Source organism: Litorisediminivivens sp. KMU-197, assembly GCF_056858395.1.
Window position 1 is genome coordinate 494,342 of record NZ_JBXEQG010000001.1, and the last position, 22,131, is coordinate 516,472.

Here is a 22,131-nt window from a genome sequence, read left to right on the forward strand (position 1 = left end):
GCCTAGCGGAAGTGCTTTGACAGTTTGAGGCCCTGACCCTGGTAGTTCGACTTGAGCCCGGCTCCATAGAGGATTTCGGGCTTCTGGCTCATCCGTTCATAAACCAGACGGCCAACAATCTGGCCGTGTTCCAGCACGAAGGGCGCTTCGTGGCAGCGCACTTCTAGCACCCCGCGCGCGCCCTTGCCGCCGGCGGCGTCGTGGCCGAACCCGGGGTCAAAGAACCCGGCATAATGCACCCGGAACTCGCCCACCATGGCGATATAGGGTGCCATCTCGGCGGCGTATTCGGGTGGGATGTGCACTGCCTCGCGGCTGACGAGGATGTAGAAGGCACCGGGATCGAGGATCAGGTGGCCGTTGTCGCTGTGCAATTCTTCCCAGAAGTCGCGCGGATCGTATCCGCCGATCCGGTCGAGGTCGATGACCCCGGTGTGCGGCTTGGCGCGGTAGCCGACGAGGGTGCCTTCGCCTGGCTTCAGATCGACCGAGAAGCCCAGCCCATCGTCGATCACCGGCTCGCTGTCGACCAGCGGTGTATCGGCGTGTACGGCGCGCAGGGCGTCGTCGTCGAGTTTTGCCGCGCCCTCGCGGAAGCGGATTTGGTTGAGCCGCATCCCGGGGCGCACAAGGACCGAGAAACTGCGCGGGCAGATCTCGGCGTAGAGCGGGCCGGTATAGCCTTCGGCAATGCGGTCGAACTCGGTGCCTTGATCAGTGATCGCGCGGGTCAACAGATCAAGCCGTCCGGTCGAGCTCTTGGCATTGGCGACGGCCTGGATGCCCGGGGGCAGGGCGAGGCTCTCCATCAGCGGAACCACGTAGACGGCGCCCTTCTCGAGGACGGCACCCTGCGTCAGGTCGATGCGGTGCATCTCAAATTCCGCCAAACGGTCGGTGACCGTGCGGTCCCTGCCCGTGAGGAACGAGGCCCGCACGCGGTAGGCCACGGTGCCAAGGCGAAGGTCGAGGCTGGCCGGCTGGATCTGCTCGTCGGTGATCGCAGGATCGCCGGTCAGGGCGCCGCTGTCGATCAGTCCGCGAATTTGCTGGCTGGCAAGGACACCTGTCATCGGCTGGCTCCGGGTTGCATTGGGCCGGCCGCAGTCGGGTGTGTCTGATGGGGGAGGAGTGTAATGGTCGGGCTAGCAGGACTCGAACCTGCGACCTTCCGTCCCCCAGACGGACGCGCTACCAGGCTGCGCCATAGCCCGACTGGAGTGCCTTCATACCTGTTTTCACCCGGGGGGCAAGAGGTAATTTCCGCCATGTTCGGCGTCAGCCCCGGGCCGCGTGGCTCATGGCGCGCTGATGGTTGCGGACGCGGATGATGAGGGTTTCAATCTGCTCTGCCGAGTGTCGTGCCGCGCGCATTTCAGTCGAAGTCAGAAGGGTCAGCGGACCGGTTAGGTCGCCCAGCTCGTGATCCTGGGGGTCTTCGGGCAGGGACCCTTGGCCTGGGCCAGCCTCGGTCGGCAGCGCATCGGTTTGCGCGGATTCTTCGGCCAAGTCCGAGGAAGCGTCGGATGCCCTTTCCCTTGCGGTTTCGCCAGGTTCGGAGAGGTCAGGTTCCGCCGCGGCGGCCTCCGGCTTCGGAGAAACGCCCTCGGCCATACGCTCGGACATCGGCTTCTGCAAGAAGTCGGGCAGGTCCTCGGAACCCTCTTGCGGTTGAAGGTCCGCGGATTTGGCTGCTACCTCGGATGGCTCCGAATGCACCGCATCCGACACGTCGTCATTCAAGGTACGGGGGGCGGGTTCGGAATCGTCAGCGGTTATGGATTGCGGCGCTGTCTCTTGCGGGATCGATGCGGCAATGTCAGGCTCTGGCACCTCCGGTCGGCTCTCGGCAAGCTCCGGCAACTCCGGCAACTCCGGCAACTCCGGCAGGTCAGGCGCGGCGCTTTCTGAAATGACGGGCTCGACTTCTGTCGACGGCGATACCTTGGTGTCGTCCTGCGCAGCCGGAGACGTCCCGCTCAGCGAGGTCCCGTCGGGCGCAGCGGTTACGGCAACGTCGTCGGCAGCCCCGTCGTCGCTTTCGTCGAAAAGGTCTCCGGCGGCCGCGGCCGTGGGCGACGCGGCTGGGGCCGCTGTGCCGGCGTCGGACGTCTCTGCGGCGTCCCCGGGGTCCGGGGTCTGTCGCGACGTGAAGTCCAGCACCTGTCCGGTTTCAACCGCCGGGGCGGGGGCACTTTGGCCTGTCGGCGCGATCATGGCCTCCAGATCCTCGTCCAGCGGCGGCGACAATGCCGAGACATACTTGATGCCCTGTTCGCGCAACACCTTCTGCACGCCCTTGATGGTCATGCCGTCGTCGTGCAGCAGCTTCTTGATCCCGCCGATCAGCGCCATGTCGACCGGACGATAATAACGCCGCCCGCCAGCGCGCTTCACCGGCTTCACCTGACTGAACTTGCTTTCCCAAAACCGCAGCACATGCGCCGGTGTCTGCAGCCAATCGGCCACTTCCGAGATGGTGCGGAAGGCGTCGGGTGATTTGCTCGGCATCGCCTCCGGATCCTTAGCGCCGGTTGCCCGCGGCAACCCGGTCCTTCATCAGGTGCGACGGCCGGAAGGTGAGCACGCGGCGCGGCTCGATCGGCACCTCTTCGCCGGTCTTGGGATTGCGGCCGACGCGAGCCGCCTTTTCGCGCACCGAGAAGGTCCCGAAGGACGAGATTTTGACTTGGTCACCTGAGACCAGCGCGTCCGACATCAGCGTCAGAACGCGTTCTACAAGCTCTGCGGATTCGTTGCGGGACAGCCCGACCTCGCGGAACACCGCTTCGCTGAGGTCCATGCGTGTCAGTGTTTTGTCGCCCATGAGTAGATCCCCCTGAATTTCCCGTAGCTTAGGCAGGGGATCAATTCCGAGTCAATATCAAGGACTTACAGAAGAGGCCTAAAGCGGTGCGAAAACCGGCAATTACCAGCGCAGCACCACCGCGCCCCATGCCAGGCCGCCGCCGATTGCTTCGGTCACGATCAGGTCACCGCGCTTGATCTGGCCGCGCTGGACGCCCACCGACAGCGCCAGCGGGATTGAGGCAGCCGACGTGTTGCCGTGATCTTGAACGGTAACGACGACGCGGTCCATCGACAGGCCCATCTTCTTCGCGGTGCCCTGAATAATACGGATATTGGCCTGATGCGGCACCACCCAGTCGACCTCGTCTGCGGTCACGCCGGCGCGTTCCATCGCGGTATGCGCGGTTGCGGCGAGCTTTTCGATGGCATGGCGGAAGACCTCTTTGCCCTGCATCCGCAGATGGCCGGTCTCTTGCGTGGACACGCCGCCATCAACATAGAGGATATCCTTGTGCCGCCCGTCCGAATGCAGATCGGTGGCGAGGATGCCACGATCCTGCGCTGTACCCTCGGCCTCCTGCGCCTCCAGCAGCACGGCGCCGGCGCCATCACCGAAAAGTACGCAAGTCGAGCGGTCGGTCCAGTCCATGATCCGGGAAAAGGTCTCGGCCCCGATAACCATCACTCGGTTTGCCTGGCCCGACAGGATCAGCGCATTTGCATTCGTCAGCGCGTAGGCGAAGCCGGCGCAGACGGCCTGTAGGTCGAAGGCAAAGCCGCGGGTCATACCCAGCTTGGCCTGAACCATGCTGGCAGCCGATGGAAAGGTCAGATCGGCGGTCGACGTGGCCAGAACGATGGCGTCGATGTCGTCGCCGGTCAGGCCGGCATCGTCGAGGGCCGCCTGTGCCGCGAGGGTCGCAAGGTCAGAGGTGGTCTGGCCGTCGGCAGCGAAATGGCGGCGCTCGATCCCCGAGCGCGAGCGAATCCATTCGTCCGATGTCTCCAGCGACTTTTCGAATTCGTGATTCTCGACCACCCGTTCGGGCAGGTAGTGTCCAACGCCGATGACAACCGCGCGTCGCGTCATTTCTGCTCTCCCGTGGCATCCTCTTGCCGCGCCTCTTCCGCGATTTTCGCGGCGGCGGCGATCCGGGCGGCCACTTTTTCGTTGAAGCCGGCGCGGGCCAGTTGAAAGGCCAATTTCACGGCGGCGCTCACGGCCATTTCGTCGGCCGACCCATGGGATTTCACCACGGTTCCGTTCAAACCTAGAAACACGCCGCCATTGACGCGCCGGGGATCAATGCGCTTCTGCAACCGTTTCAGCGAGGGCAGGGCCAGCAGTGCAGCCAGACGCGACAGAGGGGTGTACTTGAAGGCCTCTTTCAGCAGTTCGCCGATCAGGCTGGCGGTTCCTTCGCCAGTCTTCAGCGCGATATTTCCGGTGAAGCCGTCGGTGACGATCACATCGGCGCGGTCGCCGGGGATGTCGCCGCCTTCGACAAAGCCCACAAAGTCGAACCGCGCGTCCGCTGCGTGATCGCGGATCAGGTCATGCGCTTCCTTCAGAACCTGACTGCCCTTGTGCTCTTCGGTGCCGACGTTCAACAGGCCGATGCGCGGCGGGTCGACCTGAAGGCCATTGCGGGCGTATGAGGCACCCATCAGCGCGTATTGCAGCAGGTCATGGGCATCGGCGCGGACATCGGCGCCGACATCGAGCATGACGTTGAAGCCCTGCTTGCTGCGCGACGGCCAGAGCACACCGATGGCGGGGCGGTTGACACCGGGCAGCTTGCGCAGGCGCAGCATCGAAACCGCCATCAGCGCGCCGGTATTGCCGCAGGACACCGCGACCGAGGCATCGCCCGCGCGCACCGCGTCGATCGCCGACCACATCGAGGTGTCTTTGCCGTTGCGCATCACCTGGCTGGGCTTGTCCTCCATCGAGACAACGCCCTGCGCATCGCGGATTTCGCAGCGGTCGCGGAGGTTCCTGCGCTTGTCCACCAAGGGACGCAGCTGGTCCTCGGGACCATGCAGGATGAAGCGCAATTCCGGATTGATGCGCGCCGACATGTCGATGCCAGCAACGACAGGGCCGGGACCGCGGTCCCCGCCCATGGCGTCGATGGAAAGGATGACCGTGCCGTCCTCGGCCCCGGGTCCAGCCGCAGTGTGATCAATGCGCGCGGTCATGAGGGGCCTTGCGTTGAGGAAGCTCAGGCTGCGTCGTCGTCCAGTTCGATATCGTCGGCAACGGCAATGACTTCACGTTCCGCGTAATGGCCGCAGGACGGGCAGACATGATGCGGGCGCTTCAGCTCACCGCAGTTGTCGCATTCATTGGGGTTGGCAGCGACCAGGGAATCATGCGCACGGCGGTTGTTGCGGCGCGATTTGGACACTTTATTCTGCTGAACAGCCATGGCTCAATCTCAAGTTCTTGGGGCGCAGATGGTGCGGCGCCCGCGGTTTCGGGTGTTTCCGGGCAGATACGCGCACTCAGGCGGTGTATACAACCCCAAATCTCTCAGAGGGCGCGAAAATACGAAGTTTGCCGCATGTTGCAAGCGATTCCTTTCTGTCCGGGCGTCACGGTCCGGCGAACTTGCGCCAGTCCGTCACGTGCCGGTCCGGTACCGGCCACGAGGCAACGTATTTCAGTCTCCGGACTTGCCGCCCAACTTGTCCTTCAGCGCCGCCAGCCCGGCGAAAGGCTTGGTATCCTCTTCCCGTAAAGGTGTCTTTCCAGGTTCCGTCAGCACCACCTCGCCCAGTGGCGGCGCGTCGTCGGCGCGGGGATAGTCGGGCACCGCAATGGCGAGGTCTTCGGCCATCACGGTCCAGACGTCGATGGTGGCCGGTACCGGCTCGACGCTGACGTCCTCGGGCATCTCGGTCTCGGCGCCCGGCTCTTCCGAGGGGGTCCAATCGGCAAGATAACGCCGCTCGACCGGGACATCGATGCGGGTCGTCACCGGCGCCAGCGTCTGCACGCAGGGCTGGACCACGGTTGCTCCAAGCTGGCCGCTCAGAACCCAGTCACGTTTGCCGCTGCTGCGGATCTCGCCGGTGAAACGCAGCTTACGCAGGCCGCTCAGTCCCAGTTCCTGCGCCAGTGCCGCGCGCGCGCCTTCGTCCGGAACAATATCGAACGGTTGCGGGCTGTTCTGCGGCAGGGCCGTGACCGGAAAAGCATGACAAAAGTTTTGATCTTTGTGGGGCATGAGCCTTGGAGCATCCTTTCTTGAACCGGGGGCCAACCTTCTGTAAGCGAGATAAAAGTCGGGCAAGTGCAAAACAAGAGGGTGGCAATGACAGGCAGAACCGGAGCGAGGCGCGTTTTCGTTGCTTTGACCTGTGCCGTGCTGTTGCTGTCGGCCTGCGTGTCCCAGTACCGCAACCACGGCTATCTGCCAACCGACGAAGACCTGCAAAACGTCATCGTCGGCGTCGACACCCGCGACAGCGTGGCCGAGACCATAGGCAACCCCGGCACCAGCGGTGTGCTGAACGGAGGCAACTTCTATTACATCGGAAGCCGTGTGCGCCACTTCGGGCTGCTCGCGCCACAGACCGTGGAGCGCCAGATCGTCGCCGTCGAATTCGATCCGTCCGGCGTGGTGAGCAATATCACCCGATACGGGCTTGAAGACGGGCGCGTGATCACCCTGACCCGCCGTGTGACCAAGGTCGGCGATGGCAACATCGGCTTTATCCGCCGGCTGTTCGGCAATATCGGCGGGCTCGATCTAGGCGGGCTGACCGGCCAATAGACCTCGGGATCGTGGCATCTGATCATGCCGTCATTTCACTTCATCCGTCCGTCATACTTGTCTGGCAGCAGACATGTCATCACATATGGCATGTCGGATCGAAGGGGTGCGCGTGAGATGAGAGTTCCGAACATGGGCCGCTACCGGTCGCGCATTGCCGAGACCGAGACGGACATCGAGGCCGCGCAGACCCTGCGCCATCTTGCCTTTCACGGCCATGCCGGACGCGACGCGGATGCCTATGACGCCGCCTGCACTCATGTGCTGATCGAGGATACGCGTGACGACAGGCTCGTCTGCTGTTTCCGCATACTTCCGCTGTCCGATGGACGTGAGATCGCAAGATCCTATTCTGCCCAGTATTATGAACTTTCCGCCTTGACCGCATACGAAGGTCGCATGGTCGAGATGGGCCGGTTCTGCGTCCACCCCGAAGTCTGCGATCCGGATGTGTTGCGCGTGGCATGGGGCGCGATGACCGCTTATGTCGATGACAACGACGTCAAGCTGCTGTTCGGCTGCGCCTCCTTCCAAGGCACCGAGGCGCGCGAATATCACGATGCCTTTGCGGTACTCGGGGAACGCCACCTCGCTCCGAAACGCTGGCTTCCGCAGGTCAAGGCGCCCGACGTCATTCGCTTTGCCGCAAGGTTTCGGCGCAAGCCCGACATGAAGACCGCCATGCGCCGTATGCCGCCGCTGCTGAAGACCTATCTGCTGATGGGGGGCTGGGTCAGCGATCACGCGGTTGTCGACCCACGTATGAACACGCTTCACGTCTTCACCGGGGTCGAGATCGGGCTGATCCCGCCGGCACGCAAGCGCCTGCTTCGGGCGCTGTCCTGACTTGACCATTCACTGCGGTGCGAATAGCTGCGGGCCATGGCACAGATACCGCTTCTGCAACTCTCCGATATTGCGCTGACCTTTGGCGGCGATCCGGTTTTCGATAATCTCGATCTGGTCGTGCACGAACGCGACAGGGTCGCGCTGGTCGGTCGCAACGGCTCGGGCAAATCGACGTTGATGAAGGTCATGGCCGCGCTGGTCGAGCCTGACCGCGGCGCGCGGGTCGTTCCGCCGGGTGTCAGCGTCGGCTACATGGAGCAGGAGCCGGACATGTCGGGCTTTGCCACGCTGGGTGATTTCGCCGCGAGCGGGCTGGAGCCGGGCGAGTTGTACAAGGTGGAGCGTGCGGGCGAGGGCCTGAAGTTCGATCCCGCGCGCCCGGTCGCGACCGCCTCGGGCGGGGAACGCAGGCGCGCGGCGCTGGCCAAGCTGATGGCCGAGGCGCCGGAACTGATGCTGCTGGACGAGCCCACCAACCACCTCGATATCGAGGCGATTCAGTGGCTGGAGGGTGAGCTAAAAGCGACCCGTGCGGCCTTTGTCCTGATCTCGCACGACCGCGCCTTCCTGAATGAACTGACCCGCGCAACCCTCTGGATCGACAGGGGAATGGTGCGCCGGCAAGAGAAGGGCTTCGCGCACTTCGAATCTTGGCGCGACAAGGTCTGGGATGAGGAGGACACCGCCCGCCACAAACTGGACCGCAAGATCAAGTCCGAGGCGCGATGGGCGGTGGAAGGCATCAGCGCCCGCCGCAAGCGTAATATGGGCCGGGTGCGTGCCCTCGGCGATCTCAGGGCCGAGCGGGCTGCGATGATCAAGCGGCAGGGCGCGGCGGCGATGGCGCTGGAAAGTGCATCCAAATCGGGCCGCAAGGTGATTGAAGCGGACGCGATTACGAAGGCTTATGAAGGCAAGCTCATCTGCCGCGACTTCTCGCTCAAAGTGCAGCGCGGCGACCGGGTGGCTTTCGTCGGCCCCAACGGCGTGGGCAAGACGACGCTGCTCAAGATGCTGATGGGCGAGGTCCAGCCGGATGCGGGCAGCGTCACCCATGGCACCAACCTGATGCCGGCGGTCTTTGATCAGGCGCGGGCGCGGCTCGACATGGAAGCGACGCTCTGGGACAACCTGACCGGCGATCCTGACATGCGGGTCTCGGGCAAGGCCGACCAGATCATGGTGCGCGGGCAGCCGAAACACGTCGTCGGCTATCTCAAAGAGTTCCTGTTCGACGAGGCGCAGGCGCGCGCTCCGATCAAGTCGCTGTCTGGCGGCGAGCGGGCGCGGCTGCTGCTGGCCAAGATCATGGCACGGGAAAGCAACCTGCTGGTGCTGGACGAGCCGACCAACGACCTCGATGTTGAGACGCTGGACCTGTTGCAGGAACTGCTGGGTGATTATGACGGCACGGTGCTGCTGGTCAGTCACGACCGGGATTTCCTCGATCGGGTGGCGGCGACGACGATTGCCATGGAAGGCGACGGTCGTGTGACCGCCTATGCAGGCGGCTGGAGCGACTATCGAAGCCAGCACAAGTCGGTGCCATCAGAGTACAAGGCCGCGAAGCCAAAGGCTTCCAAGCCGAAAGTGACGCAGGAAAGGACGCCCGCCGGCGGGCTCAGCTTTACCGAGAAGCATCGTCTCGAGGCGCTGCCCGGCGTGATCGAGACGCTGGAGGCCGAGATCGGCAAGCTCGAAGGTCTGCTGGCTGATCCAGACCTGTTCACCCGTGAGCCGGTGAAGTTCAAGAAAGCCACCGAAGCCCTTGTCGCACGTCAGGAAAAGCTGGCCGCGGCCGAAGAGGAATGGCTGACGCTGGAAGACAAGGCTGGGTGACGCGCCCGGCGGAAGCCTCCGAGCAAGGGGCTGGCCCCTCGCGCCCGGCGGAGCCTGCGCGCGAGATGAAAGAGCGCGATGCACCGCTGTTCATCGGATCGCGCATCTACCGCGGCTCGTCCTACGGCATCCGCCATCCGCTTAGCATCCCGCGGGTGCCCACCACGATCGACTTGTCACGCGCGCTGGGGTGGATTCCCGAGGCGTCCTACCGCACGTCCCCACGCGCCAAGCCCGCGGCATTGCAAGCCTTTCATTCGGCCGACTACCTCGCAGCCCTTCAGAAGGCCGAGGCGGATCAGCAGGTCGATGCGGCCGCGCGCGACCGCCACGGTCTCGGCACCCTGTCGAACCCCATCTTCACCGAGATGTTCCGTCGTCCTGCCACTGCCGCCGGAGGCTCACTGCTGGCAGCGTCGCTTCTGCAGGAGGGCGGGGTGGTCTTCAACCCCGGCGGAGGGACGCATCACGGCAGGGCCGACCGCGCCAGCGGCTTCTGCTATCTCAACGATCCGGTGCTGGCGCTGCTGGCGTTTCGGGCGCAGGGGCTGACGCGGTTGCTCTATCTGGATATCGACGCGCACCATTGCGACGGGGTCGAGGCGGCGTTTCAGGGCGCGCCCGATGTGCGCATGATCTCGATACACGAGGCGCGGCGCTGGCCTTTCACCGGTGCTTTTACCGACCGGGCCGGCGGTGCAGCGCTGAACCTGCCGGTGCCCAAGGGGCTGAACGACAGCGAATTCAGGCACTTGAGGGACAACGTTGTCCTGCCCGCAATAGAGGCGCTGCGCCCGCAGGTGATCTTGCTGCAATGCGGGGCAGACGCGGTCCTTGAGGATCCCCTAGCGCGCCTGGCTTTGTCCAACAACGCCCATTTCGACTTGGTACATGCGGTGCTGGGCATGGCGCCGCGCCTGCTGGTCTTGGGTGGCGGCGGCTACAACCCTTGGTCTGTGGGGCGGCTCTGGACCGGGGTCTGGGGCATTCTGTCCGGGCGTGACCTGCCAGATAGGCTGGAGTCAAAGGCCCGGGATGTCCTGCACTCCCTGACTTGGTCGCGACAGCGCGGCCCGGTCCCGGACTACCTGACACAGACGCTGGTGGACGCGCACAGGGAAGGGCCACTGCGGCCAGAGGTCCTGACGCTGGCCGAGGCGGCGAAGGATGTCATCGGTAACTGGGGATGGAGCGGGTAACGGGAATTGAACCCGTAACTTAAGCTTGGGAAGCTCGCGTGATACCTTTTCACCATACCCGCGCTCTGGACCGCTGAGATAGCGCAGGGCGTTGCGCTTCGCAAGAGGGGGCGCTTCCAAGGGGCAACGCAAGAGGCCGCCCCGCGATCTGCGGAGCGGCCTGTGACATCCGGTGAGAACGCTTACCGGGGCAGCAGCACACCCTCGACCACGTGGATCACGCCGTTCGACTGCATGACGTCGGCTTGCGTGACTTCATAGGCGCTGCCGTGCTCGTCGAAGATGAAGACGCGGCCGCCCGCGGTCGCCTTGGCCGACAGCGCATCGCCCGAAACCGTTTCGAAATGATAGAAGCGGTCGGAATTCTTGCGCGCCTCACGGACCAGGTCTGCGGCCGTCCAGTTTCCGGCCACCACATGTGCGGTCAGCACCTTGGTCAGTTGATCCTTGTTCTCCGGCTTCAAAAGCGTGTCGACAGTGCCTTCCGGCAACGCGGCGAATGCGTCATTCGTGGGTGCGAATACAGTAAACGGACCTTTGCCGGAGAGCGTCTCGACCAGACCGGCGGCCTTCACGGCGGCAACCAGCGTGGTGTGATCCGCCGAGTTCACGGCGTTTTCGACGATGTTTTTCTGCGGAAACATCTTCGCACCACCCACCATCGGAACATCGGCATCAGCCATGTCCGCACCGGTCGCTGCGTTGTCCTCCATGTCGGCCTGATCCATCGCGTCTTCCTCTGGGGCCGGAAGCAGAACGGTGTCGATCACATGAATCACGCCGTTGGATTGCTTCACGTCGGCGATGGTCACGGTGGCGGTACGGCCCTGTTCGTCCTCCAGCATGATCTCGTCGCCATCGTAGGTGGCCTGCAACGTACAGCCGCCCACGGTCTCGACCGGGTGGGTGCCGCCATCATCGTCGATCATGCCCTTGATCGCCGTCGCCATGGCGTCGGCCGCCACAACGTGGCAGGTCAGCACCTCGGTCAGGTCCGCCTTCATCTCGGGTTTCAGCAGCGTATCGACCGTGCCGTCGGGCAGTTCGGCGAACGCGTCGTTGGTGGGCGCAAATACAGTGAACGGGCCTTCACCCGACAGCGTCTCAACCAGTCCGGCGGCCTTGACGGCGGCAACCAGCGTGGTGTGGTCGGCCGAGTTGACGGCGTTTTCGACGATGGTCTTGTCGGGGAACATGGCGGCGCCGCCGACCATGGGATTGTCGGTGCCGGAATGGCTTTCAGCGAAAACACCTGTCGCGAGGCTGGCGGTCAGCGCGGTGGAAAGAAGAATGCGGTTCATGAGGTAACTCCCTGTGATCTGCGCACCATGATCGGCGCGGGATGTCAGGAAGTACGGAGCACATCGGAGATTGGTTTTGTGGTGTCACGAACACGTGATGCGGCGTGGTCCGCCGCATCACGCCGCGGGACATGACCAAAGAGGCCTACTGGGTGATGGCCGGATTGGTGAAAAGATAGTTCTCGGAACCTGAGTGGCAGGCGATACATCCCGCTTCTGCGCCCTTGGCAACCCGCCCCGCAAGCTGCATCCCGGCAGGATTCTTGTCGAGCGTGCCGTCAGGCAGGTACTTGCCCCAGAACCAATCCTGGTTATCGGGGTCGTAGCCCTCCTCGCGGCGGAACATGATGGTGATCGCGCCGAGGTGACCTTGGGGATCGGCTTGCACCTCTTCGGCCGAAACGCCCTCGGGGCCGTAGTTGCGTTTGACGACCAGTGTGCCGGTATGACCGTCCACCGTGGCATCGGTGAAGAAGGTCTCGAGCATTAGGCCGTGCGGCTCAACACCTTCGTACGGGATGGCATGGATCATCTGATCACCGACCATGCGAAGCTCTTCCATGACGGACCACAACTCGGCGGCATAGGCGGTGTCTTCTTCAGTGCCGAAAACGGCATCCTGGGCAGAGACGGCACCGGCGGCGACGAGGGCTGCTAAGGCGAGTGAGTGTCTGAACATGGCGGGATCCTCCTTGGTGGGTTAGACCCGAAGGGTAGCGCGGGGGGCCACTGCCGACCGTCACAATTAATCACCGTCCCGTGTTGCTTCCGGCGATGATTATCTTGCGGCAACAGACATCTGCGCCCCGGTCATCTTTCAATCGAAGTGGGCAGCATGCGCAGTGATATACGACAAAGTCGCTCGGGAAACGGGTCCTTAGCCGCGCCGCCTGCGCCGCCTGCGTCCACCTTCGCCTTCGTCGCCGCCGGTGTTGAAGCTGACCTGCGGCAGCGTCACCACCTTCAGAAGTTCCGGGAACGGATCGGTAGCATGGGGGATGGCGTTTGCGTTGACGAAATGCTCCTGGAAACGCGGTTCGATGGCGGTCTCGACCTTGGTGATCCTGCGCACCGTAGCTTCGATTTCGGCGCGTGAGGCGATATTGCAAAGCGCGATCCTCGCGCCGGTGCCGGCAGCGTTGCCCGCCGAGGTGACCTTGTCCAGCGGCACGTCGGGGATCATGCCAAGCACAAGCGCATGAAGCGGCGAGATATGCGCCCCGAAGGCCCCGGCCAGCACCACGCGGTCCACCTTGTCGACGCCGCGGGTGTCCATCAGAAGCCGCGCACCCGCGTAGAGCGCCGACTTGGCCAGCTGGATGGCGCGGATATCGCCTTGTGTGACGGTGATCCGTGGCCCGCCGTCGGCGCTGGCGTCGTGAATCAGGTAAGCGTGCGTGCGGCCCTCGGCGATGCAGCGGTCGGTTCCGGTCTGTGCCGCCGACCCGATCAGGCCCGAGGGATCGACCAACCCGGCAAGCCGCATCTCGGCCACCGCTTCGATAATGCCCGAACCGCAGATGCCGGTGATGCCGGTCGCGGCTGTCGCCTCGGCAAAGCCCTCCTCGTTGGACCAGAGATCGCAGCCGATCACGCGGAAGCGTGGTTCGCGGGTCATGGGGTCGATGCGGATCGCCTCGATCGCGCCCGGCGCCGCGCGCTGACCGGAGGAGATCTGCGCGCCCTCGAAGGCCGGTCCGGTGGGCGAGGAGCAGGCCAGCACGCGGGAGGTGTCGCCCAGCAGGATTTCGGCGTTGGTGCCCACGTCCACCATCAGCGCGAGGTCGGGCGACTTGCCCGGCTCCTCCGACAGCGCGACCGCCGCCGCGTCCGCGCCGACATGACCGGCAATGCAGGGCAGCACGTAGGTCTTGGCGCGTGGATTGATGGCGGTGAGGTCAAGATCCTTCGCATCCAGCCGCAGAGCCTCGGAGGTGGCGAGCGCGAACGGGGCCTGTCCCAGTTCGACCGGGTCGATGCCCAGCAGAAGGTGGTGCATCACCGGGTTGCAAACGAAGACTGTCTCGACGATCAGCGCGGGGTCGACTTCGGCCTCCTTGGCAATTTCGGCGGACAGGGTGTTCAGCGCCTCCCGCACGGCAGCGGTCATCTCGACCTCGCCGCCGGGGTTCATCATCGCGTAGGACACCCGGCTCATCAGGTCTTCGCCAAACCGGATCTGCGGGTTCATGATGCCTGACGAAGCCTTGACCTCGCCGGTCTCCAGATCGGTCAGATGCGCCGCCACGGTGGTGGAGCCGAGATCGATCGCCAAACCGTAGAGCCCGGTCTCATGCAGGCCCGGCCAGACCTCCAGCACCGTCGCGCGGTTGGCCTTATGATCGCGGTGCAGCGCCACAGTGATCTTCCATCCGGCCTTACGCAGCACCTTCTGCAACTTGGTCAACAGGCTCAGATCGGCGCGGATGCCTTCGATCTCCCATTGCTCTTTCAGCGCCCGCTCGAGCCGCTCGAAATCGCCTGTGGGGACGTGCATGTCAGGTTCTTCGACCTCGACGTAGTAGAGCCGCGTTGCCGGGTCCATTAAGATGGCGCGTGCGGTGGCGGCCTTGCGGACGACCTGTTTGTGCACTTGGCTCTCTGCCGGCACGTCGATCACCACGTCAGATTGCACCGTCGCCTGGCAGCCAAGCCGGCGGCCCGGTTTCAACCCGCGCTTCTGGTCATAGCGTTCCTCGACCTTGTTCCACGCGCTCAGCGCATCCTTGGCCACGGTTACACCATGCTTGGGAAATTCTCCGACACCCGGCGAGACCTGGCACTTCGAGCAAATGCCCCGCCCGCCGCAAACCGAGTCGAGGTCGACGCCCAGCTGGCGCGCGGCGGTCAGGATCGGTGTGCCGGCGGGGAAACGACCGCGTTTGCCGGACGGGGTGAAGACGACAAGGGGGTTCTGCTCGGACATGGGACTCACTTCTGCGGGTTTGCCGCGATCATAGGGCGGTGACGTGCGGGTGAAAGGCCTGCTTGCGGCAAGCCGGGCAGGGGAAGCGGCATCGGGTCAGCCTCAGTCCTCCTGCTCCAGCCAGCGCAGAATCTCGCCACGGTTGCCATCAAGGTCGGGGGCGGCGGGCCGGGTGGTCTTGTCCTCGGTGCCCGACACCTTGATCGGATTGCCAGCCGTCTTGAAAGCATAGCGCCCGTTCCTGTCGAGCACGTCCACCACCATGTTACGCGCGAGGATCTGCGGATCCTTCAGCACCTGCGCCACGTTCTGGATCGGGCCGGTCGGAATGCCTGCGGCTGTCAGCCGATTGATCCAATAGACACAGGTATTGTCCAGCGTCACTGCCTCGATCAGCCGTTTCAGCAGGCGCGCGTTGCGGCAGCGCTCGGCATTGGTGGCAAAGCGGGCATCGCCGGCCAGCGGCAGATCGAGGCAGATGCAGAGTTTCTCGAACAGCACGTCGTTTCCGGCGGCGATCACGAACAACCCGTCCGAGGCGTGAAACGTCTCGAACGGGGTAATTGAGGGATGCCTTGCGCCGCTGCGCTCGGGTGGCGTGCCGGCGGTGGTGGTGATTGCGATCGCATGTTCCAGAATAGCCAGCTGACTGTCCAGCATCGAGACGTCGATCTGCCGTCCCAACCCGATGCTGACACGGTCGTAGAGCGCGGCCAGTATCCCCTGCGTCAGGTACATCCCGGCAACGATGTCGCCGATGGATGCGCCGGCGCGCACTGGGTCGCGGCCCTTTTCGCCCGTGATCGACATGACGCCGCCGCGCGCCTGTACCACCATGTCATAGGCCGGGCGTTTCGCATCCGGACCGGTCTGGCCGAAACCCGACACCGAGGCATAGATCAGCCGCGGAAAGGCGGCGTGCATCTCGGTCCAGCCATAGCCCAACCGGTCCATGACACCGGGGCGAAAATTCTCGACCAGAACATCCGCACGCGACACCAGAGCTTCGAAAACCTTGCGATCGTCTTCGGACTTCAGGTCCAGCGCGATGCTCTTTTTCGTGTGGTTGATTGCAGCGAAATAGGCGCTCTTGCCGTCTTTGAAGGGGGGGAAATGGCGTGTGTCATCGCCCCTGCGCGGCCGCTCGACCTTGATGACCGTGGCGCCAAGATCGGCCAGCGTCATGGTGCAGAACGGCCCCGCGAGCACCTGGGTTAGGTCGAGCACGGTCACATCGGACAGAAGACTTGGCATGAGCGATTCCCGGTCTGAAGCATTCGAGGCTTGGCACAGCGATATGACGGATATTTCCGCGCCGGGGACAAGGGGGCGCACCCGGATGAAACGCATTTCTTGAAGCGCGTGCGCCCGACAAGGTGAGTAAACTGACGGTCAGAACAGTTCGATCTCTCCGGTCTCGGGCATTACCGCATGAGGTTGCCTCTGCCGCCCCATCGATGCGGGCAGAGACCGGGTCTCTTCCAGAAATTGGCGCTGCGCCCGACCGGTGCAGGGCCAGAAACGGATCTTGCGGCCGCGCTGACCGCCGAGGCACCGGCTGATAACGGGAAACTTCTCGGTCTGCATGAACCATTCCGCGAAGCGGGCATTGGCCAACCCGATTTCCTTGCCGCCGGCGTACATCTTGGCGCCGCCGAATAGCTTGACCTGAAGGTTTTCGCGCCGGGCGCCGCGATTGATCAACCCGTTTACGAGAAGCTCCATCGCATAGACCCCGAAGCGCATATTGCCGGTGGCCTGCGCAGTGTTTCCGGGCAGCAGAAAGTGGCTGAGTCCGCCGACACGGGCCTCGGGGTCCCACATCGCGGCGGCCACGCAAGAGCCGAGAATGGCCAGCAGCACCTCGTCCGGATCGTCCGAGAACATCGTGTCGCCCTGCAGAACGTTCACCCGCGTGAAAGCGTTAGGCTCTTTTCGAAGCTCTGTGGCTGCAAGGTCGCACGGGCGGTTCATTCAAGGGTCCTGATAATTTTGATTTGGCCAAGGCATTGAGCAGGGGGCGAGGTGTGGGTTGCGGCGGGGCTGGTGGCTCAGAATTCATCCCAGCCGGAGCTTTCCTCCCCGGATCGAAGACGACGCTCACCGACGCGTGACATGTCGTCGGCAAGGAATGCATCATGTTCGCTGCGGTCTATTTCATCGCTCCAACCGGCATATCCCTGGTCCATGCCGAAGGGCGTTGTGTCGGGCAGGGACCCGGCCGGGCTGTCGCCAAGACGGAAACTGGCCAGAACCTCGGTCATGCGTTCGGCCTCGTCGCTGAGCGACCGGCTGGCGGCAGAGCTTTCCTCGATGACCGCTGCGTTTTGCTGGGTCACGCGATCCAGGTTGCTGACACTCTCCTTGATTTCGGCAAGGTTGTTAGCCTGTGCCCGTGACCCGGCGGCAATGTGGGAAACCAGGTCGGACACGTGATTGACGCCTTCGATGATCTCGTTCAGGGCTCCGCCGGCCTTGTTCGCCAGATCGCTCCCGCGGGTCACCTCTTCGCTTGACCGCAAAATCAGTTCCTTGATCTCATTGGCGGAATCCGAAGCCCGCTGAGCCAGTGCCCGCACCTCGGAGGCCACGACCGCAAAGCCGCGTCCGGCATCGCCGGCGCGGGCGGCCTCGACCCCCGCGTTCAGCGCGAGCAGGTTTGTCTGGAAGGCTATATCATCGATCACACCGATGATTGCGGTGATCTGCAATGAGGATTCTTCTATCGATTTCATCGCTTCCACGGTCTGGCCGACCACTTCGCCACCCGCTTGGGCCTGTTTCTTGTTCAATACAATGCGCTTGTCGGCCTCGGATGCGTGTTCCGCGGTTTGCTGCACGCTGGCGTTGAGTTCTTCTATCGCCGCCGCCGATTCCTCGAGCGTGGCGGCCTGCGCCTCGCTCCTGTGGGATTGGTCGACCGCAACTTCCGAGATTTCGCGCGCGGAATTGCGTACGTTCTGAGCGGTCGAAACGACCGATGTCAGCACGTCGCGCAGATTGGACTGAACCTCATTGAAACTGCGACTGACCCCAAGGTGATCGTCGTCGAGCCCGCTGAAGTCCGCGACGTCGATCGGACAGTCGATCTCGCCCTCGGCAAGCTGCTTGAGATGCGCCGCCAGTCTGCGGAACAACTTCTGGCGCTCCGAAGCTTCAGCATCACGCGCGTCGCGTTCAATCTGCTGCGCTGCCAGTGTGTCACGCAGATGCGCCATACTGGCGGCCATCGCGCCGATTTCGTCTTTCCGGCGCCGTCCGGGTATCCAGACCTCGTAATTGCCATTCGCAAGCTCGGTCATGGTCTTGCCGATGGCCGAGATCGGACGGTTGACCATATAGGCGACGATCCCCGCGACTGTTGCCAACCCCGCCACCGCTATGAGAAGGCCAATTGCAGCCGCAAATCCGGCTATCTGATAAATACCGGTGGAGAACAGTCTTTGATCTCGTCCGAGCGCGATGATCGCGAGCAAGGTTTGTCCGTCCGCCGACAGGACCGGCTGCGCAGTCACCGAGCGTGGCCCAGCGGCGAGGGTCTCTTTCGTAAGGCTGAGGCGAGCGGCATTGATGGCCGCCTCGGACAGGTCCGCGTGACGCGCGTCCACCGTTCCTGTCCGATGGTTGGCCAGGGGCGAGCCATCGGCCGCCACGGCCTTGACCATCACCAGTCCGGGGTCATGTGCCAGTACCGCGGCATAGTCCGGCACGCCTGATGTCCCGTGTTCACGGGCGGCACGCATCTGGCTTGCGAGCATGTCGGTCATGAGCGCTTCGACAGCCAGCTGTTGATGCAAGATCGCCTGCCGGGTTGTGCCGGCAACCAGGATGAAACAGACGCCAAGAATGATCGCGAAGCCCACGGCCACCACCAGCCCCAGCTTGGTACTGATCGTCAGACGTGCGAATGCGTCGCGCAGTCTGGCGATCCCAACCTGGTCCGGAGCGTTTGCCCGCGTCATGGCAGGTTGATCCGTGGTGACAGTCACTTTGTGGCCGCACGTTGCGCAGAGCGACAGGCTGGAAGCGGACCCATCAGAACCTCCTGATCCGGTAGCGATGCGGCGACCTTCACCCAAAAAACTTAAGATGGGCTGAAACCCGGCGGCTCAGAGCGCCGAACTGGCCATTTTGATCTGGTCGGATTTGGAGGACAGCGCGGCGAGGTGGGTTTCCGTGTCGTGATGAAACCGTTCAAGCCGTGCGATGATCCCTTCCAGCCCGTCATCGCTTGACTGCATGCGGCCGCTTTCGACACGGCAGAGCAGCTTGACGACATTTAGACCGTTGATCCTGAGGCGTAGCTGACGGCAGGAATCCGGGATCAGGCGGGCGGCCGAGGCCAACTCTGAGCGTGCGCGCACTTCCTCGTGCTGCAGGTGACGGGCCTGCGCGGCCAGCCCTGACGCCGCGCCAATATCGAGTTGCTCTGCCGCCTGCCGGAGATAGGCCTGCAACTGCATCATGTACCGCGCCTGATCCAGCGCTCCGCGCATCCGCCCCAAAAGACCGGACTCGCTGCAGCGCAGACGATTTACCAGTTGCTGCATCTCGGTGGCCATGATGTCGTAGTTCTGCGAGATCGTACCGAGCGCCCCGCTGGCCCCTTCCAGCCTTCCGGCGAGGATGCGCATGTTCACCGGTTCACCCCGCACGGTAACGAAATCGCGGTCGATGCGGTCTGCTAGGTCCTGCGCTGCGGAAAGCAGATCGCTAAGGTCGTCAAGTTTGGACAGCATGACCGATGTCTCGCCGTTATCCGTGACGAGGTAACCGAATTCAGTGTGCATCGCAGCCCTCGCGAAATTGTCGTAGTCCGCGAAACCGATCTCGCGCAGGGCGACTTGAAGCGCGAGCGCGCTGTTCCGCGCGCTGAGCCCATCACGTTCCGCGCGGATCAGGCGATCGTAGACCGTCTGCACCTGATCCAGCAGCGCGGAGCCGGGCCTGACCCGGATCGAGACGTGGCGATCGTCCGTGGCGATCACCACGCTGAAGGCCCAGTAGTGGCCGCCAGAGGCTGTGCGATATTTTATATAACCGCAGGTCGGCAGCCCCTGATCCAGTCGAAGCGCGATAAGGTGGATCAATGCCTTCGGCATGTCCGGATGACGGGTGATCTCGTTTCGTGCGCCGATCAGGGTGTTTGCATCGAAGCCGGTCAAGTCGCAAAATTTCGGGGAGGCCCCGCGGACCACACCGCCGTGGTCAGAGGCAGTGGCCAGGAAAATTCCGGCGGGTATCCGGGATTCCCCCGTCGAAGCAGCGGCAGCTGTTTCGATTGGAAGGTTTCTCATGACGCGGTACTTCTTCTGATGCAGGTCAGGGTTCAGAACAGATCGACGTTACCGGCGGTGCCGGGCGGCAGCTCGGCCGGCACAAGCCCGAATATGCGGCGGTAGTGACCCATCCGTGCGGCATGGGCCAAAATCTCTGGATTTACCGTCTGGTCCGGTCCGGTCATCTCGGTGAGGCTGGCCAGGATCGCTTCGAGGTCGTCGAGATGCTGTATCAGCGCGTCGAACTTCTGCAACTCGTGCATGTCGATCGCGGACACCTCGGCCGGCGGGCGTTGGAAGAGGGCAAGTTCCAGCCGCCGCGCGAAACCTGCCAGCCTCTGAACATCCAGAGCCAATACTTCAAGCACCTCGCCGATGGCGCGCGCCGTCATCTTCGTGACCCGGATGCAGACGTCACAGCGGACCGACCACACGTTCGATGCAGGCCCTGAGCTGGCCCGGCTGGAAAGGCTTCTTGATGTAATTGTTCATCCCCAGCCTGACGCCATGGTCGATAATCTCCTTCTCGGCGCGCCCGGTGATCAGGATGAAACCCGTGCGCGCGATCGGCTTGTGATTGCGGATCGCCTCCAGCAGTTGCAGCCCGTTCATGCGCGGCATGTTGAAATCGGAGATCACCAGATGCACCGGACGGCTGGCGAGACTGCGCCAGGCTGTGTCGCCATCGGCCTCGGTGCGGACATTGCGGACACCGATTTCCTCCAGCGACTGGGTAATCAGACCGCGGCTGGTGGACATGTCGTCGACCACGAGCACATGCAGTTTATCCTTGAGTCTCATGCGGGTTCTCCTGGCTCGAACCGGTGGGCCCGAGACTGATCTTGGCTGATGCGGCGATGGAATATGCCGTTGCCTTCAAATGCGAAATCGCCGGTGATGTGCGCGGGAATGTGTTCGGAATGTCCGATATACAGCGCGCCGCCCGGCACGATCCGTTCGCACATCCGCTGCCACAGGCGTACCTGCGTCGCGTCGTCGAAATAAATCACCACATTGCGACAGAATATGACGTCGAACCGTCCGGTGAACGGCCAATCGTCCTTGAGGTTCAGGGCGCGGAAAGTGACGAGATCGCGCGCCCTTTGGTTGACGCAAAGCGTCCCGGGCTGTCGTCCCCTATCGAAGTGAACCCGCCTCTGAGTAGCGGACAGAGGATGCGCGGCAGCGGTGGTATAGACGCCCTCACGGGCTTGCGCGAGGATGCTTCGGTCGATATCGGTTGCGAGAATGCGCAGATCCAGCCGCGAAGCGTTGGGACACTCATCAAGGACGTGAAAGGCCAGCCCATATGCCTCTTCGCCCGACGAACACCCAGCCGACCACAGCCTCACCCGTTCGCCCGCGACTGCGCGCCGGATCAGATCAGGCAGGATACTGGCTGTAAGGTGATCGAAATGATGCGCTTCACGGTTGAATTGGGTGGTGTTGGTGGTGAGCGCGGAGATGAACTCCTCACGCATGGTCGTCGTGTCCGGCTTGGCCAGCAGGTCGCAATAGGTGTCGACGTCAGGGACGCGCGACTGTTGCAGCGGCTGCGTCAGCCGCGCCGACACCATGGCCCGCTTACCAATTGGCAAATGGATGCCAGTCAATTCGTGTAGGATCCGCGCAACCCTTCGATATTCGGCCTCCGATATCAGGTCGCCACTGTGCGACTCGTGGGTCTGCGGGCGCACCATCACGTAACTTCCGCATCGGCTTGGGGTAGAACCTGGTGGACGTCGAGTGCGCGAACCAGCTGATCGGAAAGGGTGTAGACACCCCTGATATATGCCTGGGTCCGTGGAGAGGCGACGTCCGGCGTCGCCAGAAGATCACCTTGGTTGACCGTCACAATGTCGGAAACGGCATCGACAAGGAACCCCATGATTCGGGTGGCGACCTGCGCGATGATGATGACATGCCGGGGCCCGGGTTCGGTCTTGCCCAGCCCCAGCCGCATGGACAGGTCGAGCACAGGCAGCACTGTTCCGCGCAGGTTCATCATGCCGAGCACGTAGTCGGGCGAGTGCGGGAGGCTGGTGGTCTGAGTCCAACCCCGGATTTCCAGCACATGGGCGATGTCGAAACAGAAGGCCTGATCGCCGATGGCGAATGACACGATCTCCTGCATGATGTCCGGCG

22 protein-coding genes, 2 tRNA genes and 1 pseudogene are annotated in these 22,131 nt (G+C 63.4%); 4 read left to right on the forward strand and 21 right to left on the reverse strand.

What is annotated here, in order from left to right; genetic code table 11:
- Window positions 1–2: 2 nt before the first annotated feature.
- The 8 genes from AC04PT_RS02400 to AC04PT_RS02435 all read right to left on the reverse strand — a co-directional run bounded on the left by AC04PT_RS02400 (window position 3) and on the right by AC04PT_RS02435 (window position 6,044).
- Window positions 3–1,073 (reverse strand): 2'-deoxycytidine 5'-triphosphate deaminase, encoded by a 1,071-nt coding sequence (locus AC04PT_RS02400; protein WP_482871893.1) that lies wholly within the window; start codon window positions 1,071–1,073, stop codon window positions 3–5.
- 64 nt (window positions 1,074–1,137) lie between these two features.
- A tRNA-Pro gene (locus AC04PT_RS02405) sits at window positions 1,138–1,214 on the reverse strand.
- 64 nt (window positions 1,215–1,278) lie between these two features.
- On the reverse strand, window positions 1,279–2,511 hold the full coding sequence (locus AC04PT_RS02410) for a MerR family transcriptional regulator (RefSeq protein ID WP_482871894.1): 1,233 nt from the start codon (window positions 2,509–2,511) through the stop codon (window positions 1,279–1,281).
- A 13-nt stretch (window positions 2,512–2,524) separates the two neighbouring features.
- A complete protein-coding gene (gene ihfA, locus AC04PT_RS02415) occupies window positions 2,525–2,827 on the reverse strand; it encodes an integration host factor subunit alpha (protein ID WP_482871895.1) in 303 nt (100 codons plus the stop codon).
- A 102-nt stretch (window positions 2,828–2,929) separates the two neighbouring features.
- Window positions 2,930–3,901, reverse strand: a complete 972-nt coding sequence (locus AC04PT_RS02420; protein ID WP_482871896.1) for a beta-ketoacyl-ACP synthase III — start codon at window positions 3,899–3,901, stop codon at window positions 2,930–2,932.
- The gene (plsX, locus tag AC04PT_RS02425) at window positions 3,898–5,013 is read right to left on the reverse strand and encodes a phosphate acyltransferase PlsX (protein ID WP_482871897.1); all 1,116 of its coding nucleotides are present in this window, start codon (window positions 5,011–5,013) and stop codon (window positions 3,898–3,900) included. Before plsX ends, AC04PT_RS02420 begins: the two co-directional genes overlap by 4 nt.
- Before the next feature lie 23 nt (window positions 5,014–5,036).
- Entirely contained in the window at window positions 5,037–5,243 is a 207-nt protein-coding gene (gene rpmF, locus AC04PT_RS02430; RefSeq protein WP_482871898.1) for a 50S ribosomal protein L32, read from the reverse strand.
- A 234-nt stretch (window positions 5,244–5,477) separates the two neighbouring features.
- Window positions 5,478–6,044 carry a YceD family protein gene (locus tag AC04PT_RS02435; protein ID WP_482871899.1) on the reverse strand — a complete coding sequence of 189 codons (567 nt, stop codon included), beginning with the start codon at window positions 6,042–6,044 and terminating at the stop codon, window positions 5,478–5,480.
- Between the two features lie 87 nt (window positions 6,045–6,131).
- On the opposite strand from AC04PT_RS02435, the gene AC04PT_RS02440 reads away from it, so the two are divergent.
- From AC04PT_RS02440 to AC04PT_RS02455, 4 genes are all read left to right on the forward strand, one after another.
- The gene (locus AC04PT_RS02440; RefSeq protein ID WP_482871900.1) at window positions 6,132–6,593 is read left to right on the forward strand and encodes an outer membrane protein assembly factor BamE; all 462 of its coding nucleotides are present in this window, start codon (window positions 6,132–6,134) and stop codon (window positions 6,591–6,593) included.
- Between the two features lie 117 nt (window positions 6,594–6,710).
- The gene (locus AC04PT_RS02445; RefSeq protein WP_482871901.1) at window positions 6,711–7,439 is read left to right on the forward strand and encodes a GNAT family N-acetyltransferase; all 729 of its coding nucleotides are present in this window, start codon (window positions 6,711–6,713) and stop codon (window positions 7,437–7,439) included.
- A 36-nt stretch (window positions 7,440–7,475) separates the two neighbouring features.
- Window positions 7,476–9,281 carry an ABC-F family ATP-binding cassette domain-containing protein gene (locus AC04PT_RS02450; RefSeq protein WP_482871902.1) on the forward strand — a complete coding sequence of 602 codons (1,806 nt, stop codon included), beginning with the start codon at window positions 7,476–7,478 and terminating at the stop codon, window positions 9,279–9,281.
- A 65-nt stretch (window positions 9,282–9,346) separates the two neighbouring features.
- On the forward strand, window positions 9,347–10,480 hold the full coding sequence (locus AC04PT_RS02455) for an acetoin utilization protein AcuC (protein ID WP_482871903.1): 1,134 nt from the start codon (window positions 9,347–9,349) through the stop codon (window positions 10,478–10,480).
- On the opposite strand, the gene AC04PT_RS02460 is transcribed toward AC04PT_RS02455, so the two are convergent.
- From AC04PT_RS02460 to AC04PT_RS02520, 13 genes and pseudogenes are all read right to left on the reverse strand, one after another.
- Window positions 10,469–10,542 (reverse strand) — tRNA-Gly (locus AC04PT_RS02460). The genes AC04PT_RS02455 and AC04PT_RS02460 overlap by 12 nt on opposite strands.
- Window positions 10,543–10,662: 120 nt before the next feature.
- On the reverse strand, window positions 10,663–11,193 hold the full coding sequence (locus tag AC04PT_RS02465) for a fasciclin domain-containing protein (protein ID WP_482872434.1): 531 nt from the start codon (window positions 11,191–11,193) through the stop codon (window positions 10,663–10,665).
- Window positions 11,194–11,223: 30 nt separating this feature from the next.
- Window positions 11,224–11,781, reverse strand: a pseudogene (locus AC04PT_RS02470) (fasciclin domain-containing protein); the annotation flags it as partial.
- A 145-nt stretch (window positions 11,782–11,926) separates the two neighbouring features.
- Window positions 11,927–12,460: a hypothetical protein gene (locus tag AC04PT_RS02475; protein WP_482871904.1), complete on the reverse strand. Its 534-nt coding sequence runs from the start codon at window positions 12,458–12,460 to the stop codon at window positions 11,927–11,929.
- A 198-nt stretch (window positions 12,461–12,658) separates the two neighbouring features.
- Entirely contained in the window at window positions 12,659–14,707 is a 2,049-nt protein-coding gene (locus AC04PT_RS02480) for an ASKHA domain-containing protein (RefSeq protein ID WP_482871905.1), read from the reverse strand.
- A 102-nt stretch (window positions 14,708–14,809) separates the two neighbouring features.
- Window positions 14,810–15,961, reverse strand: a complete 1,152-nt coding sequence (locus AC04PT_RS02485; RefSeq protein ID WP_482871906.1) for a CaiB/BaiF CoA transferase family protein — start codon at window positions 15,959–15,961, stop codon at window positions 14,810–14,812.
- Window positions 15,962–16,099: 138 nt separating this feature from the next.
- Complete coding sequence (locus tag AC04PT_RS02490) at window positions 16,100–16,618, reverse strand: chemotaxis protein CheD (RefSeq protein WP_482871907.1); 519 nt, start codon at window positions 16,616–16,618, stop codon at window positions 16,100–16,102.
- Between the two features lie 140 nt (window positions 16,619–16,758).
- Window positions 16,759–18,669 carry a methyl-accepting chemotaxis protein gene (locus AC04PT_RS02495; protein WP_482871908.1) on the reverse strand — a complete coding sequence of 637 codons (1,911 nt, stop codon included), beginning with the start codon at window positions 18,667–18,669 and terminating at the stop codon, window positions 16,759–16,761.
- A gap of 147 nt (window positions 18,670–18,816) precedes the next feature.
- On the reverse strand, window positions 18,817–19,698 hold the full coding sequence (locus AC04PT_RS02500; RefSeq protein ID WP_482871909.1) for a hypothetical protein: 882 nt from the start codon (window positions 19,696–19,698) through the stop codon (window positions 18,817–18,819).
- A 338-nt stretch (window positions 19,699–20,036) separates the two neighbouring features.
- On the reverse strand, window positions 20,037–20,420 hold the full coding sequence (locus AC04PT_RS02505; RefSeq protein ID WP_482871910.1) for a hypothetical protein: 384 nt from the start codon (window positions 20,418–20,420) through the stop codon (window positions 20,037–20,039).
- A complete protein-coding gene (locus tag AC04PT_RS02510; RefSeq protein ID WP_482871911.1) occupies window positions 20,401–20,787 on the reverse strand; it encodes a response regulator in 387 nt (128 codons plus the stop codon). Before AC04PT_RS02510 ends, AC04PT_RS02505 begins: the two co-directional genes overlap by 20 nt.
- A complete protein-coding gene (locus AC04PT_RS02515; protein ID WP_482871912.1) occupies window positions 20,784–21,686 on the reverse strand; it encodes a CheR family methyltransferase in 903 nt (300 codons plus the stop codon). The genes AC04PT_RS02510 and AC04PT_RS02515 overlap by 4 nt, the downstream gene beginning before the upstream one ends.
- Entirely contained in the window at window positions 21,686–22,120 is a 435-nt protein-coding gene (locus AC04PT_RS02520) for a chemotaxis protein CheW (protein ID WP_482871913.1), read from the reverse strand. The genes AC04PT_RS02515 and AC04PT_RS02520 overlap by 1 nt, the downstream gene beginning before the upstream one ends.
- Between the last annotated feature and the right edge of the window lie 11 nt (window positions 22,121–22,131).

Coding starts and splice junctions, on each gene's coding strand:
- AC04PT_RS02400 (WP_482871893.1), bottom strand. CDS start 1,073: ATGACAGGTGTCCTTGCCAGCCAGCAAATTCGCGGACTGATCGACAGC.
- AC04PT_RS02410 (WP_482871894.1), bottom strand. CDS start 2,511: ATGCCGAGCAAATCACCCGACGCCTTCCGCACCATCTCGGAAGTGGCC.
- ihfA (WP_482871895.1), bottom strand. CDS start 2,827: ATGGGCGACAAAACACTGACACGCATGGACCTCAGCGAAGCGGTGTTC.
- AC04PT_RS02420 (WP_482871896.1), bottom strand. CDS start 3,901: ATGACGCGACGCGCGGTTGTCATCGGCGTTGGACACTACCTGCCCGAA.
- plsX (WP_482871897.1), bottom strand. CDS start 5,013: ATGACCGCGCGCATTGATCACACTGCGGCTGGACCCGGGGCCGAGGAC.
- rpmF (WP_482871898.1), bottom strand. CDS start 5,243: ATGGCTGTTCAGCAGAATAAAGTGTCCAAATCGCGCCGCAACAACCGC.
- AC04PT_RS02435 (WP_482871899.1), bottom strand. CDS start 6,044: ATGCCCCACAAAGATCAAAACTTTTGTCATGCTTTTCCGGTCACGGCC.
- AC04PT_RS02440 (WP_482871900.1), top strand. CDS start 6,132: ATGACAGGCAGAACCGGAGCGAGGCGCGTTTTCGTTGCTTTGACCTGT.
- AC04PT_RS02445 (WP_482871901.1), top strand. CDS start 6,711: ATGAGAGTTCCGAACATGGGCCGCTACCGGTCGCGCATTGCCGAGACC.
- AC04PT_RS02450 (WP_482871902.1), top strand. CDS start 7,476: ATGGCACAGATACCGCTTCTGCAACTCTCCGATATTGCGCTGACCTTT.
- AC04PT_RS02455 (WP_482871903.1), top strand. CDS start 9,347: ATGAAAGAGCGCGATGCACCGCTGTTCATCGGATCGCGCATCTACCGC.
- AC04PT_RS02465 (WP_482872434.1), bottom strand. CDS start 11,193: ATGGAGGACAACGCAGCGACCGGTGCGGACATGGCTGATGCCGATGTT.
- AC04PT_RS02475 (WP_482871904.1), bottom strand. CDS start 12,460: ATGTTCAGACACTCACTCGCCTTAGCAGCCCTCGTCGCCGCCGGTGCC.
- AC04PT_RS02480 (WP_482871905.1), bottom strand. CDS start 14,707: ATGTCCGAGCAGAACCCCCTTGTCGTCTTCACCCCGTCCGGCAAACGC.
- AC04PT_RS02485 (WP_482871906.1), bottom strand. CDS start 15,961: ATGCCAAGTCTTCTGTCCGATGTGACCGTGCTCGACCTAACCCAGGTG.
- AC04PT_RS02495 (WP_482871908.1), bottom strand. CDS start 18,669: ATGACGCGGGCAAACGCTCCGGACCAGGTTGGGATCGCCAGACTGCGC.
- AC04PT_RS02510 (WP_482871911.1), bottom strand. CDS start 20,787: ATGAGACTCAAGGATAAACTGCATGTGCTCGTGGTCGACGACATGTCC.
- AC04PT_RS02515 (WP_482871912.1), bottom strand. CDS start 21,686: ATGGTGCGCCCGCAGACCCACGAGTCGCACAGTGGCGACCTGATATCG.
- AC04PT_RS02520 (WP_482871913.1), bottom strand. CDS start 22,120: ATGCAGGAGATCGTGTCATTCGCCATCGGCGATCAGGCCTTCTGTTTC.